This is a genomic window from Corynebacterium aquatimens (assembly GCF_030408395.1).
GTDB classification, from domain to species: Bacteria; Actinomycetota; Actinomycetes; order Mycobacteriales; family Mycobacteriaceae; genus Corynebacterium; species Corynebacterium aquatimens.
Window position 1 is genome coordinate 1,221,694 of sequence record NZ_CP046980.1, and the last position, 13,017, is coordinate 1,234,710.

General features: G+C 61.2%; 11 protein-coding genes, 1 tRNA gene and 1 pseudogene. 8 read left to right on the top strand and 5 right to left on the bottom strand.

Translation table 11 applies throughout. The features are described from left to right. Positions 1-5 precede the first annotated feature (5 nt). Positions 6-1,190 (top strand): HNH endonuclease signature motif containing protein, encoded by a 1,185-nt coding sequence (locus tag CAQUA_RS05565; protein WP_196824146.1) that lies wholly within the window; start codon positions 6-8, stop codon positions 1,188-1,190. A gap of 183 nt (positions 1,191-1,373) precedes the next feature. On the opposite strand, the gene acnA is transcribed toward CAQUA_RS05565, so the two are convergent. Next, entirely contained in the window at positions 1,374-4,154 is a 2,781-nt protein-coding gene (gene acnA, locus CAQUA_RS05570; protein ID WP_196824145.1) for an aconitate hydratase AcnA, read from the bottom strand. 225 nt (positions 4,155-4,379) lie between these two features. Between acnA and CAQUA_RS05575 the strand changes: the two genes are divergently transcribed. The 3 genes from CAQUA_RS05575 to CAQUA_RS05585 all read left to right on the top strand — a co-directional run bounded on the left by CAQUA_RS05575 (position 4,380) and on the right by CAQUA_RS05585 (position 8,088). Further along, on the top strand, positions 4,380-4,925 hold the full coding sequence (locus tag CAQUA_RS05575; RefSeq protein ID WP_196824144.1) for an Rv1476 family membrane protein: 546 nt from the start codon (positions 4,380-4,382) through the stop codon (positions 4,923-4,925). A 323-nt stretch (positions 4,926-5,248) separates the two neighbouring features. Next, entirely contained in the window at positions 5,249-7,033 is a 1,785-nt protein-coding gene (locus CAQUA_RS05580) for a DIP1281 family NlpC/P60 protein (protein WP_196824143.1), read from the top strand. An 11-nt stretch (positions 7,034-7,044) separates the two neighbouring features. Then, positions 7,045-8,088, top strand: coding sequence for a ferrochelatase (locus tag CAQUA_RS05585; RefSeq protein WP_196824142.1), 1,044 nt, complete (start codon positions 7,045-7,047; stop codon positions 8,086-8,088). On the opposite strand, the gene CAQUA_RS05590 is transcribed toward CAQUA_RS05585, so the two are convergent. Continuing rightward, positions 8,066-8,815, bottom strand: a complete 750-nt coding sequence (locus tag CAQUA_RS05590) for an Rv1486c family protein (protein ID WP_196824141.1) — start codon at positions 8,813-8,815, stop codon at positions 8,066-8,068. The genes CAQUA_RS05585 and CAQUA_RS05590 overlap by 23 nt on opposite strands. Positions 8,816-8,849: 34 nt before the next feature. Between CAQUA_RS05590 and CAQUA_RS05595 the strand changes: the two genes are divergently transcribed. From CAQUA_RS05595 to CAQUA_RS05605, 3 genes are read left to right on the top strand one after another with little or no spacing between them, the layout of a single operon-like run. Next, positions 8,850-9,692 carry a DUF3097 domain-containing protein gene (locus tag CAQUA_RS05595; protein WP_196824140.1) on the top strand — a complete coding sequence of 281 codons (843 nt, stop codon included), beginning with the start codon at positions 8,850-8,852 and terminating at the stop codon, positions 9,690-9,692. Between the two features lie 39 nt (positions 9,693-9,731). Beyond that, positions 9,732-10,163 (top strand): NfeD family protein, encoded by a 432-nt coding sequence (locus CAQUA_RS05600; protein ID WP_196824139.1) that lies wholly within the window; start codon positions 9,732-9,734, stop codon positions 10,161-10,163. A gap of 14 nt (positions 10,164-10,177) precedes the next feature. After that, positions 10,178-11,425, top strand: a complete 1,248-nt coding sequence (locus tag CAQUA_RS05605) for an SPFH domain-containing protein (protein ID WP_196824138.1) — start codon at positions 10,178-10,180, stop codon at positions 11,423-11,425. Here CAQUA_RS05605 and CAQUA_RS05610 read toward each other — a convergent pair. From CAQUA_RS05610 to CAQUA_RS05620, 3 genes are all read right to left on the bottom strand, one after another. Beyond that, positions 11,391-11,957 (bottom strand): MarR family transcriptional regulator, encoded by a 567-nt coding sequence (locus tag CAQUA_RS05610; protein WP_196824137.1) that lies wholly within the window; start codon positions 11,955-11,957, stop codon positions 11,391-11,393. The two genes, CAQUA_RS05605 and CAQUA_RS05610, sit on opposite strands and share 35 nt — an antisense overlap. 10 nt (positions 11,958-11,967) lie before the next feature. Next, the gene (locus CAQUA_RS05615) at positions 11,968-12,630 is read right to left on the bottom strand and encodes a TVP38/TMEM64 family protein (RefSeq protein ID WP_196824136.1); all 663 of its coding nucleotides are present in this window, start codon (positions 12,628-12,630) and stop codon (positions 11,968-11,970) included. A gap of 53 nt (positions 12,631-12,683) precedes the next feature. Beyond that, positions 12,684-12,769: transfer RNA gene (locus CAQUA_RS05620), tRNA-Leu, on the bottom strand. 99 nt (positions 12,770-12,868) lie between these two features. Here CAQUA_RS05620 and CAQUA_RS05625 point away from each other — a divergent pair. Then, positions 12,869-12,982: pseudogene (locus CAQUA_RS05625) on the top strand (YbhB/YbcL family Raf kinase inhibitor-like protein); the annotation flags it as partial. Positions 12,983-13,017 lie beyond the last annotated feature (35 nt).

A 13,017-nucleotide genomic window follows, 5' to 3' on the forward strand; every position in this document is an offset into this window, starting at 1 on the left:
GGGGTATGGAGTTTGCGGAGATGTTGAGGAACGAAAACGCGCACGCATTTGCGGCGCTGAGCACGTTCGATGCGGAAGCCGCCCTCACTTTCGGCAGGAGCCCGAAACAAGTCAGAGAGTGGGAGCGACTAGCCCGGACGTACTACGGCAACGGCAAGCACGTGCACGGCCACGGCGAAGCGCGGCGCGCGGTGAGAGAACAAGTAATAGCAGGGGGCTTCAGCTTAGAGCAGCTCGCTCTAGTCGAGCGGAAGCTGCAGATGCTTGACGACGAAGGGTCGAAGTGGGCACTACGCGCCAAACTGCTTGCCGCCCGATGCTCCTATGCCGCGCTTGAGCGCAAAGCGAAGAAGCTCGTGCCGACGAAAAAGAAAGCGCCGACGCCCGGCGTGCGCGTGTCACGCTCCATCGAGGGACTACGAAGCATTTCTATCGTGGGCCCCGAACGCGATATCGCGGACTTCGAGCACACTTTGCGCGAAGGCATCGACGAGAATTCGGCGGCGTCACCGCAAATGCTGTCCCGGTTTTTAAGCATGCTGCGCTCCGGCGGCGAAGACGCGCAGGGATCCGGCGCGCAAGGATTCGGCGTCCCCACGACCCGGCCGCGTCCGTTACTCCTCATTCCATTGCCCGAGTGGGTGAAGATTCTCCGGGGTGAGGGCGATGACACGGTGCTCGGGCTTAGCGACGACACGACGATGACCGCCACCGAGTTCATCAACGAATTCATTGCAACCGGCGAGTTTGAGCTCGAAGCTGCGACATTCCACCCTGTCCACGGACCGGTGAATCTCCACCGCGCAAGCAGGTACGCCAATGAGAAACAGCGTGATCTACTCCGGGCCCTCATGCCAGTGTGCCCCGTGCCTGGATGCAAGCATGGCGCGGACTCGTGCCAGTTCCACCACATCAAAGCGTGGAAGAACGGTGGCGAGACGAACATCGACAACCTCACGCCGCTGTGTTCCTATCACAACAAGATCAACGACGATTCTCCATCGTCGCCAGGGGAGACGGGGGCGCGGCCTCGGCGCAAGAGCCGGCGGCAGACGGGAAAGATCATTTCGCGCGGCACTATACCCACCTGGGAGTCCCCCGGCGGGTATGCCGTTCCTAATCTTCAACACGCGAACTACCGGTACGGGGCAATGTTCTCCCTTTTCGGTGGGCCCATGGACACCCACTGAGTGGAAGCGGAGCGGACCTTACACGTAAAGCACTAGACCGGCCGGCGAAGGCGGAGGCGGAGGCCTGCCGGCGATTTGGCGCGCCCAAAATCTCGGCCGAGCGGGTTGCGCCGGCCGAGCGGGCCGAGCGGGCATGAAAAAAATCGGGCCCCGAAGGACCCGATTTCTTATGCGGCTGGGAAGTTAGCTCTTCACCATCTGGCGCAGCACGTACTGGAGGATACCGCCGTTGCGGTAGTACTCAGCCTCACCAGGCGTGTCAACGCGGACCTTGGCGTCGAACTCGACGGTCTCGCCGCTGTCCTTGGTTGCCTTAACGTGAACGGTCTCCGGAATGGAGTCGCCCTCGTTGAACGCGGTGACACCGGTGATGTCGAAGGTCTCCGTGCCGTCGAGGCCCAGAGACTCGTGGGACTCACCCTCCGGGAACTGCAGCGGGAGCACGCCCATACCGATCAGGTTGGAACGGTGAATACGCTCGAAGGACTCGGTGATGACTGCCTTCACACCAAGCAGGTTGGTGCCCTTAGCAGCCCAGTCACGCGAGGAGCCGGTGCCGTATTCCTTACCACCCAGAACAACCAGCGGGATGTTCTTCTCGGCGTAGTTCATCGCCGCGTCGTAGATGAATGCCTGCGGAGCACCTTCCTGGGTGAAGTCCAGGGTGTAGCCGCCGGCGTCCTCAACCAGCTGGTTGCGCAGACGGATGTTAGCGAAGGTACCGCGGACCATGACCTCGTGGTTACCACGGCGGGAACCGAACGAGTTGTAGTCCTGGCGTGCAACACCGTTGTCGTCCAGGTAGTTAGCAGCAGGCGTGCCCGGTTTGATGGAGGAAGCAGGGGAGATGTGGTCGGTGGTGACCGAGTCGCCCAGCTTCGCCAGAACGCGAGCACCCGTGATGTCCTCGACTGCCTCCGGCTCCGTCGGCATGCCGTCGAAGTACGGTGCCTTGCGGATGTACGTGGAGTCTTCGTTCCACGCGAAGGTCTTGCCGGTCGGGATGTCCAGGCCCTGCCACTGAGCATCGCCCTTGAAGACGTCTGCGTAGTCAGCTTCGTACATCTCGCGGGAGATGGTGGACGCGATGGTCTGCTCGATCTCCTCTGCGGACGGCCAGACGTCCCTCAGGAAGACGTCGTTGCCAGCAGCATCCTGACCCAGCGGCTGGGTCTCGAAGTCGAAGTCCATGGTGCCCGCGATGGAGTACGCGATGACCAGCAGCGGGGAAGCCAGGTAGTTCATCTTCACGTCGGGGGAGATACGTCCCTCGAAGTTACGGTTACCGGACAGAACTGCGGTAGCGGTCAGGTCGTACTCGTTGATTGCCTCAGAGACTTCGTTCGGCAGCGGACCGGAGTTACCAATGCAGGATGCGCAACCGAAGCCGGTGAGGTAGAAGCCCACGGCCTCGAGGTCCTTCCATAGGTCTGCGCGGTTGTAGTAACCGTCGACGACCTGGGAACCCGGAGCCATGATGGTCTTGACCCACGGCTTAGCCTTCAGGCCACGCTCTGCAGCCTTGCGGGCGAGCAGGGCGGCACCGACCATGACGGATGGGTTGGAGGTGTTGGTGCAGGACGTGATAGCTGCGATGGCAACCATGCCGTGGTCGAGGGTGTACTCGCCACCCTGCGGGGACTCAACGATGACCGGCTTGGAAGCGCGGCCCTCAGCACCCTCGGCAGCGGACTCGCCGTTTGCAGGCCAGGACTCGTTGTAGTCAACGGTCTCAACCCTCTCAGCGCGAACCGGCTCGGACTGGCCTTCGCCAGCGGTGTTGTAGTCCGGCAGCTGCTTGCGGAAGGTGTCCTTCGACTCGGCCAGCAGGATGCGGTCCTGCGGGCGCTTCGGGCCAGCGATGGACGGCTTCACGGTGGACAGATCCAGCTCGAGGTACTCGGAGTACTCTGCCTCCGGAGCGTCCTGCTCGAGCCACATGCCCTGTGCCTTGGCGTATGCCTCAACGCGGTCGATCGTCTCCTGGTCGCGGCCGGTGAGGTGCAGGTAGTTGATGGTCTCCTCGTCGATCGGGAAGATCGCACAGGTGGAACCGAACTCCGGGCTCATGTTACCGATGGTGGCGCGGTTAGCCAGCGGAATTTCCTTCACGCCGTTGCCGTAGAACTCAACGAACTTCTGAACCACGCCGTGCTCACGCAGCATCTCGGTGACGGTCAGAACAACGTCGGTAGCGGTCACGCCAACCGGAATCTCGCCGGTCAGCTTGAAGCCGACGACGCGCGGGATCAGCATGGAGACCGGCTGGCCCAGCATGGCTGCCTCAGCCTCAATACCGCCGACACCCCAGCCGAGGATGCCCAGGCCGTTTTCCATGGTGGTGTGGGAGTCCGTACCAATGCAGGTGTCCGGGTACGCAACGCCCTCGTTGTCGAACACAACGCGGGACAGGTACTCGATGTTGACCTGGTGGACGATACCGGTGCCCGGAGGCACAACGCGGAAGTTGGAGAAGTTCTCTGCACCCCAGCGCAGGAACTGGTAGCGCTCTTCGTTGCGCTCGTACTCAATCTCAACGTTCTTGTCCAGAGCGGAGTCGGAACCGAAAGCCTCGATGATGACGGAGTGGTCAATGACCATCTCAGCCGGGTTGAGCGGGTTCACCTGGTCCGGGTTACCGCCTAGGCCGGAAACGGCCTCACGCATGGTTGCAAGGTCGACGACACACGGAACACCGGTGAAGTCCTGCATCAGAACACGAGCCGGCGTGAACTGGATTTCAATGGACGGCTCAGCGGAAGCGTCCCAGTTCGCAATAGCCTTGATGTGTTCCTGGGTGACGTTCTTACCGTCTTCGGTGCGCAGGAGGTTCTCACCCAGAACCTTCAGCGAGTAGGGTAGCTTCTCCATGCCTTCAACCGCGTCGAGTGCGTAGTAGTCGTATGTACGATCTCCTACTTCGAGGGTCTTCTTGGCGCCAAAGGAGTTGATGCTTTCAACCATGTGAGCTCCGTTTCTCTATCGAAATGAAATTCCCGTTCGCGAACCTTTGGCCCGAAGGTTTCAAGGCTCACTAGACATAGAAATCCTTACTGTCAATAGTAAGTCACCCTTTTCATTTGCATCGCATCAGCAGCCAGCCTGGCGCAGGTTTACGTCTTTTGATTACCCGAAGATTCCGTACGTCGGTAGCAAGGCTGTTCCGTTTTGCCGTTTAAAGTGAGGGTCGTGTCGAACAACTCCGCTCCGGCTATCGATGCCGTCACGTTGAATTCCGTCGTCAAGCAGCTGGGTGATGATGGTGTCGCGTTCACGTATTCTCACCCAGACAATGCCACGCTTAACGACGGCCTGGTGTCAGCCCTTCCGTCCGTACCGGCGACCGCGGATGCACAGGTGGGCATAGTCGTGGTGGAGGCTGGGGCGCGCAAGGTTGGTGCTTTGCGCAACATTGCTCAAGATGTGCGTGACGCATCAGGCTTTGAGACCGTGATTGTTCGCACGCATGGGGGAAGCGGGGTAGTGAGCACGAATCTGACTCGGGCGCAGATTGAAGCTGGCAGGCATGAGATGAATAAGGAGTGGGACTTCGTTAACGGAGTCCGCGTCTTTGGCAGTACTGCTGAAGCCGCTGAAATCCACGGGTCGGAGTGGATTGTGGCTGGGGGAGTAACGCTTTTCGCGATGCTCACGATAGTCATTGCTACAGCCCTGACTTCGGGTGTGACCAGACTCACACGCACCCGGCCGTCCGACGAAGATGCAGGCCACTAAGTAACTACAGTCATGTTATTTTCCTTTACCAATGTGAAAGTTGGTAAAGGTTGTGTACCAGACGGGTTAAGTGTCCTATGGTTTCACTGTTGGCTCATGAGTCACAGTGACATCAAGTAATCGCAACTGTTTCATTTCAGGCATGTGGGGAAGCACGCCAAGTGGCGAAACAGGGCAGATCGCTCGAGATCATTGCGGCGCGTGAGCTCGCGTCCATGTTCATTCGACTGCCCATTAGTCAAGCGTTAAGCGTTGACGTACTGCGGTACGGGGCTGGCTTTGCCATGCCTTGAACCGCTCAATGGGGCGTGAGGAGTGCCCTCGTGGCTTATCGTGCTCGGCGTGTGCGCATTGCCGCATTCGTCACCGGCTTATCCGTTTTCGGTTCCGCACATCTTTTTGGTCCTGCAACAGTGAGTGCTCAGGATCGGGTTTCGGGACTCATTAACCAGATCACCTCCCAGCAGGCAACGCTTCACTCTCTCGATCTGCAGATCGGTGCTTTGAGCGAGGAGGTCAACAAGGCCTACGTCGATCTGCACGACGCGCAGGCGTACGCCGAGCAGGCTCGGCAAGGCGCGACGGAGGCCCGCAAACGCTTGGAGCAGACCCAAAGCGACATTGACCGTTACAAGCGCGAGCTGGGCGACATATCCCGCCACGCGCTTCGCGCTTCAGGCGCTGACAACCCGCTGTCCATCGTCAGCGGTGCTGACGCCCGCGACAAGGCGTTGGAGAAGCAGCGCTACCTGCGTCAGCAGGCGAAGGACAAACAGGACGCGATTGAGCGTTTGGAGACCGCGCGCACCGAAGCTGCCAACGAAGAATCCATGTTGCGTCACACGACGCGACTAGCGGATGAACGCGCAGTGCAGGCCGAAGCGGCCCAGGTTGAGGCTCAGGTCGCGCTCGACGCCACTGTCGCTGAGCTATCCAGCCAGCTCGACCAGCGTGACGCAGCTATGGACGAGCTTGCCGCCGCACAGCTGGAGCTCCAGGAGGAGCGTCCGGCAGCAGCGGAAGCACTCGCGGTCAACAATCCGCCTCAGGTACAGCAAGCCGTTGAGGCAGCCCAGGACCCGGCCGCGTCCCCAGCAGCACAAGCAGAGGACGTCCCGGCCGTAGAAGCAACGCCGGATGAAGGCACAGCGCCGGCGGATACCCCGCAGGAGCAGACTGAAGAGCCTGCGCCTGTCGTAGGACCACAGGTCCCGCAGGCGCCGGAAGCCCCGGCAGCGCCGGAAGCGCCCGCGCAGCCCGCCGAAGCCCCGGACGCCAGCGCAGCTGAGGCCACCGCAACTGATGCGGGTGTCGCTGAAGCTACCCAGCCCGCTGTCGATGAGGCGTCAGCTGAGACACCGTCTGAAACGCCATCTGAAGCACCGGAACAGGCTCCGGAACAGACGCCAGCTGATCTGCTGTCCACTTTGGGGGAGATTGCAAAGGACCCGGAGGCGCAGAAGGCGGCGACGGATGCCATCGCGGCGGTTGTGGGCCAGTCGCAGCCGGAGCACCAGACTCGGGAGAATCCGTACACCGAAGGGGCTGAGCAAGGCAACGACACGCAGTCGATTGCATCGGCCGCGACCCCGGCGGAGAAGACAGAGGCTGACGCGGTCATGCCGGAGGTGAAGAATGCCGCGCAGGTCACGCAGGAAACCCGTAAGGATGTCTCCAACGCCAGCCGTGATGAGCAGATCGAAGCAGTAATCGCTCGTGCAGAGTCCCAGATTGGTGTCCCGTATGCGTGGGGCGGCGGAGACGCGAACGGCCCGACCAAGGGCATTCGCGACGGTGGTGTCGCAGACCGCCACGGTGACTACAACAAGACCGGCTTCGACTGCTCCGGTCTAGTTCTCTACGCATACGCGGGTGCGGGCGTCGACCTGCCGCACTACACGGGTTACCAGTACCAGCGTGGAACCAAGGTTCCGGTGGCAGAGGCGCAGCGCGGCGACCTTCTGTTCTGGGGTCCGGGCGGTAACCAGCACGTGGCTATCTACTTGGGCGACGGCATGATGTTGGAAGCCCCCCAATCGGGGCAAACTGTTCAGAAGACGAAAGTGCGCTACTCGGGATTGGCACCGGAAGCTGTTCGCCTCATTTAAAATCGTGAGGTATGTCCTTACACTCTTTTGACGCTCTCCTCGTTCTTTCCTTCGGCGGCCCCGAGGGGGAGGACGAGGTTATTCCTTTTCTAGAGAATGTGACGCGCGGACGCGGAATCCCGCGTGAGCGGCTCGCGGAGGTCGGTGAGCACTACTTCCACTTCGGCGGGGTCAGCCCGTTGAACGAGCAAAACCGCGTGATCATCAAAAACCTCGAAGCCGAGATCGCAACCCGCGGGGAGGAACTTCCGGTGTACTTCGGTAACCGGAACTGGCACCCGTTCGCGGCAGAGGCGGCTGATCAGCTCGCGGCGGACGGTCACACCAACATCGCGGTTTTCGCTACCTCGGCATGGGGTGGTTACTCCGCGTGCCGCCAGTACGACGAAGACATTGCGGCGCTTAAAGAGCAGCACCCGGAGATGACGTTCACCAAGCTCTGGCAGTTCTACGGTCACCCCACGTTCATTGATCTGGTGGCTGCACCGCTGAAAGAAGCGTGGGACGCGGCGGATCAGGGTTCCACGAGGGTGCTCTTCAGCGCGCACTCGGTGCCCAACGCAGCTGATGATGCAGCAGGCGGCGCGAACGATTCCAACCTCTACTCCCGTCAGGTGGAAGAGGCGTCGCGCCTCGTGGCGGAAAAGGCCGGGGTGGGCGACTATGAGATTGTCTGGCAGTCGCGCTCCGGTAACCCGGCCACCCCATGGCTCGAGCCCGATGTGTGTGACCGTTCGGAAGAGCTCGCCGACCAGGGCGTGAAGCACGTCATTTGCGTTCCCATCGGCTTCATCACCGACCACATGGAGGTCGTGTGGGACCTTGACACGGAGCTGCAGGAAACCTGCGATGAGCACGGCATGAAGCTCACCCGCACACCAACGGTGGGCCTTGATCCGAAGTTCTCTGGGCTCGTCCTCGAGCTACTCGACGCCGCCGCTGAACAGACTGCTCCTGAAACGTTGTCGACGATCACGGTGCAAGGCTGCACTGTCGACGGCGCACCGTGCAAGGACGATTGCTGCGCCCTCGTTAGCCACCACGGGCGTAGTTGATCACGGCGTCGGCAACGCCGGCCATGCGGGCGCTGCGGATGTGGCGCCATAAACCAAGCAGCTGCGGGTCGAAGCTGTGGTCGTTGAGTCGATCGGTCACGGTTTCCACAATGGCGGCGACGTTATCCGCCCGGGCGAACAGTTTGGCCGCTCGCGGTGACACGCCCATTGGCAGGCCGGGCGTGTCGTAAAAATCTGCAAGTGTGCCCACCATCAGGCGCGGGTCGGCGACGTTAGCGTTGGTCCCGTCGGTCGCGGCGATGATTGTTGCGGCGCTTGTCGCCGCCGTCGATAAGCGTGCGTCTGCTTCTCCTGGGCTGAGCCATTCAGGCTCGGGGAGCCGCTCCGTTTCTTCGAACCACCGCCACGACGTGCCGCTATCCGGCGTGTAGTCGGGCACCAGAATGTGGGAAACGCTCTGACCGCGCAGGACGATGGCTCCTGAATCGCCCATCGCCGCGGCGGCGTCGGACCCGGGCGGCAATGCCGGGGGCTGCCCCGGGCCGGAAAGAATCAGGCGAACGGCCGGGCCAGCGGAGTTCAGCTCCGTCGCGGCACGCACTTCACGCAGCAACTCAACGCCCGTCGTTTCCGCCCAGGAATGTCTCCCGCCCAGTTCACGCAACGCATCCACGACCGTGTCTGTCGGCTCGGCGCCGTACAGCCATGCGGCGAGCCATACCGCGGTGTTCTGGAGGGGGGAATATACCTCGTGGCGTGAGATCATTTGGAGCAGTCTAGCTAATAGACTGTTGCGCGCTATGAGCAGAGATCCTTACGCCGGCGATATCTTCAAAGGTCACGCCCGCACCCAGCCCCGCAGTTACCCAGAGGTCGAAGGAACCGACGAGATTGTCGCCGAAGTCTTCGGCGATGATTTCGTGGGCGCGGTGGTGGGCTTTGAGCGCACCTACGACGGGGAATTCGTTCGCCTGGAAGATCGGTACGGCACGCAACGGCTGTTCAAGTTGCTGCCAGGAGCATTTCTTATCGACGGCATCCGTTCGACCCTAATCCGGCCGAAACCTTTAACACAGGTCACGCAACGCCACTCCAACTCAGGTTCACGCCGCGTTGAAAACGCCGCGCCCCGGGTCGCGCTGCCGTCCCGCATCTGGGTCGAGGGGATCCACGATGCCGCAATTGTCCAGAAGGTGTGGGGCCACGATTTGGCGGTGGAAGGAATCGCCGTCGAGTTCCTCGAGGGCTTAGACAACCTTCCTGCGCGGTTGAGGCAGTTTCAGCCGGGTCCGGGCAAACGCGTTGGCGTGCTGGCGGATCACCTGATCGAGGGAACGAAAGAATCCCGCTTGGTGGAAAACGTCGGGGCCCACGTTTTGGTCACCGGCCACCCGTACGTGGATATTTGGGCGGCGGTGAAACCAGAATCGGTGGGGATACGCGCGTGGCCCGACGTGCCGCGCGGCGAGGACTGGAAAACCGGTGTCTGCCGCCGGCTGGGGTGGGCCGATCCGCGGGACGGCTGGAACCGTGTGTATAACTCCGTGAACACATTCCGCGACCTTGACCACACGCTGATTGGTGCAGTTGAGCGCCTCGTCGACTTTGTGACCAACCCAGATTTGAGCAAGCACGACGCGTAGTCGGCCAGATTGTCGGGGCCAAACTGTAGTGTTGTCGCTGTGGGACCTTTAGTGTGGGCTATCGCCGCGATGATTCTCGCGGTCTTGGAACTAGCCGTCGGAGAATTCACCCTGCTGATGCTGGCCTCAGCCGCGTTCATAACAGCTGGGGTGACGTGGGCTGGCGGGGGACTTCACCCTGGAATTGAAGTCGCGGTCTTTGGTCTTTCGTCGGCAGCCATGCTCTTCTTCGTGCGCCCTTACCTTCACCGGCACTTTCATAAGCCCGCTGCATTGGATACGTCGACGAAGGCGCTGGTGGGTACCCGGGCAATCGTGCTGGAAGACATCACGCCCACCGGGGGGCAGATTAAGCTTGACGGCTCTATTTGGTCGGCCCGTGCCCTTGACCCCGGCCAGGTTATACGCGAAGGTGAATTCGTAACGGTGTCGGACATTGATGGTCCAACAGCGGTTGTATGGCAGGACTAACAGAAAGATAGAAGATGGCAATTTTCCTTGGTGTCCTTATCCTCCTGATCATTGTGGTGGTGTTCAAGTCCATCGCCTTGATCCCCGAGGGTGAAGCGGCTGTAATCGAGCGGCTGGGCCGCTATACCCGCACCGTCTCCGGTGGTATTACGTTCCTGGTTCCCTTTGTTGACCGAGTGCGTGAGCGCGTCGATACGCGTGAGCGCGTGGTGTCTTTCCCGCCGCAGGCAGTTATTACCCAGGACAACTTGACCGTGGCGATTGACACGGTGGTCACCTTCCAGGTCAACGATCCGGCTCGCGCAATCTACGGCGTGGACAACTACATCGTGGGTGTGGAGCAAATCTCCGTGGCTACGCTGCGTGACGTCGTGGGCGGCATGACGCTGGAAGAGACACTGACCTCCCGTGAGACGATCAACCGTCGCCTGCGCGGCGAGCTGGATTCCGCCACCGCGAAGTGGGGCCTGCGTATTAGCCGTGTTGAGCTGAAGGCGATTGATCCGCCACCGTCGATCCAGCAGTCGATGGAGATGCAGATGAAGGCGGATCGTGAGAAGCGCGCGATGATTCTTACGGCAGAGGGTCGCCGCGAGTCTGACATTAAGACCGCTGAGGGTGAGAAGCAGGCGCGCATTCTCTCCGCTGAGGGTGAGAAGCACGCGGCAATTCTTGCCGCTGAGGCTGAGCGCCAGGCAACGATCCTGCGAGCAGAGGGTGAGCGCGCCGCGAAATTCCTCGAGGCACAGGGTGAGGCCCGGGCGATTCAGAAGGTCAACGCCGCGATCAAGACGTCCGGCGTTACACCGGAGTTGCTCGCGTACCAGTACCTGGACAAGCTGCCGAAGATCGCAGAGGGCAACGGCTCGACGATGTGGATGATCCCGTCGCAGTTTGGCAACTCCCTGGAGGACTTCGCCAAGGCCTACGCCAAGAAGGACGACGATGGCGTCTTCCGCTACGAGCCCACGGGTGTCGACGATGAGACGCGTAAGCTCGCCGAGCAAGACGATACGGATCGGTGGTTCGAGGCGTCCAACAACCCGGAGATCGCTAAGGCCGTTGCCGAAGCACGCGCCGTTGCTAACAAGCCGGTCGATTCCCCGCTGGAATCGGAGGTCACCGCGCCGAAACCGCGCACACCGGAACCCGCGCAAGGGCAGCCTTTCGGGGGCGAGCAGGCTGCACTAACGAGCAGGGTTCGCCCGGCCGAGGATTTCGAACAGCCTATGCAGAACCAGTGGGGGAATCAGCCTGGGTGATGAGGTTATAGGCGAGCTGCCAGCCGGCTTGCTCCGCGCCCCAGCCCGCGGCTGCCAACCGCTGGCTCATCGCCTGTTTGGAGATCCCCAACTCCTTCGCGGCCTCGTTCTGATTCAGACCTGAGCGCACCAACGACGTGGCCTCGCGCCCTTCGATGGTGCGCTTGCTTAATACGTAGGCCATGAGCGCGAACGCGGCGGTGATATCCGCCTCTAAGGTGCTGTCGGGAATCGCTGGGAAGATGCGTACGCCGACCGATCCCGCTTTGGTTCCGGCCGCGCTGCTCGCGGTGCCCAAAACGGATGCCGTGTCACCGATGCCGATGCCGACGGCCCACCCGCCGTCGGAAAGCAGGGCCATGACTACTGTGCACGCGGCATCCGCGTCGTCGACAAGCGTGCGAATGTCCTCGACGCCAACTGCCTCAAACTCGTGCACGCCAGGCAGGGTTGCAAGCGCCGCAGCCGAATCGGAGACGTATGCGGCGCGGCGTTTTTCGCGGCCTCGGTAGCGGGCATGGGCGGCTATCATGCAGCGAAGTTTAGTCTGTGTCTACGCCAGAACCTTGACCGACAGGCATACGGGCGTCAATGACCAGCCCGACGATTCCAAGGACAGCGAGCACCGCCATCGCGGCGATGAACACCGGATCGGCGTCCCCGGTAAGCGTGTCCCCGAAAATGGTCACCAGGATGGTGCCTGGCGCGGAACCGATCAGGGTGGCCACGGCGAAGGGAATGACGCGCACTCGCGTAAGCGCGGCGGCGTAGTTCATGATGGAAAACGGCACGCCTGCAATCATGCGCAAGCTCAGCACGGCGAGCCAGCCGCGTGCTTCAAGGCGCTGGTTGATCGACTCAACGATCGGGTGCGTCAACCGCGGTTCCACCCAGTCGCGCAGAAGATAGCGAACCAGGACAAGCGATATGACCGCGGCGACCGTCGTGGCCGTTAAGGCGAGCAGGATTCCTTGGACTGAACCGAAGAGGATTCCCGCTGAAACCGTCATGACTGTCCGGGGGATTGGGAACTGGGTAATGAGGACGTAGAGCAACCAAAACACCACCGGAAACCACGGCCCCGTTTGATCCGACCACTCGCGAAGCACTGACAGGGGAGGGACGTCAAGAAAGATCCACGCCGCGACGAAAAGACACACGGCGACTAAGAGCAGCACTACTTTGCGCGATGACGTTCCTCGCACGATTGAGCTCCTGCCTTACGTAAAAAACCGGCCCGTGAAAGGGCCGGTGTTTGTGCCCGAGGGGGGACTTGAACCCCCACGTCCGTTAATAGGACACTAGCACCTCAAGCTAGCGCGTCTGCCATTCCGCCACCCGGGCTTTGGGTGTTTTCCAGCCAGTTCGGCTGGGCACTCGGATAACTATAGGCCCAACTTGGCTACGTACCAAATCCCCTGTTGATCGGGTAGAACGGAAGGAATGACTGCTTCATACGATGATTCACGTTTCCCGGGTCCGGATCCTTACGCGCCCCTGAAGGATCTGCCGTCATTTGAGCTCAGCTCGACCGACATTGTCGACGGCGAACGCATTGCCCCACCCAGTTAGGATTCAACCTCTATTTCCAC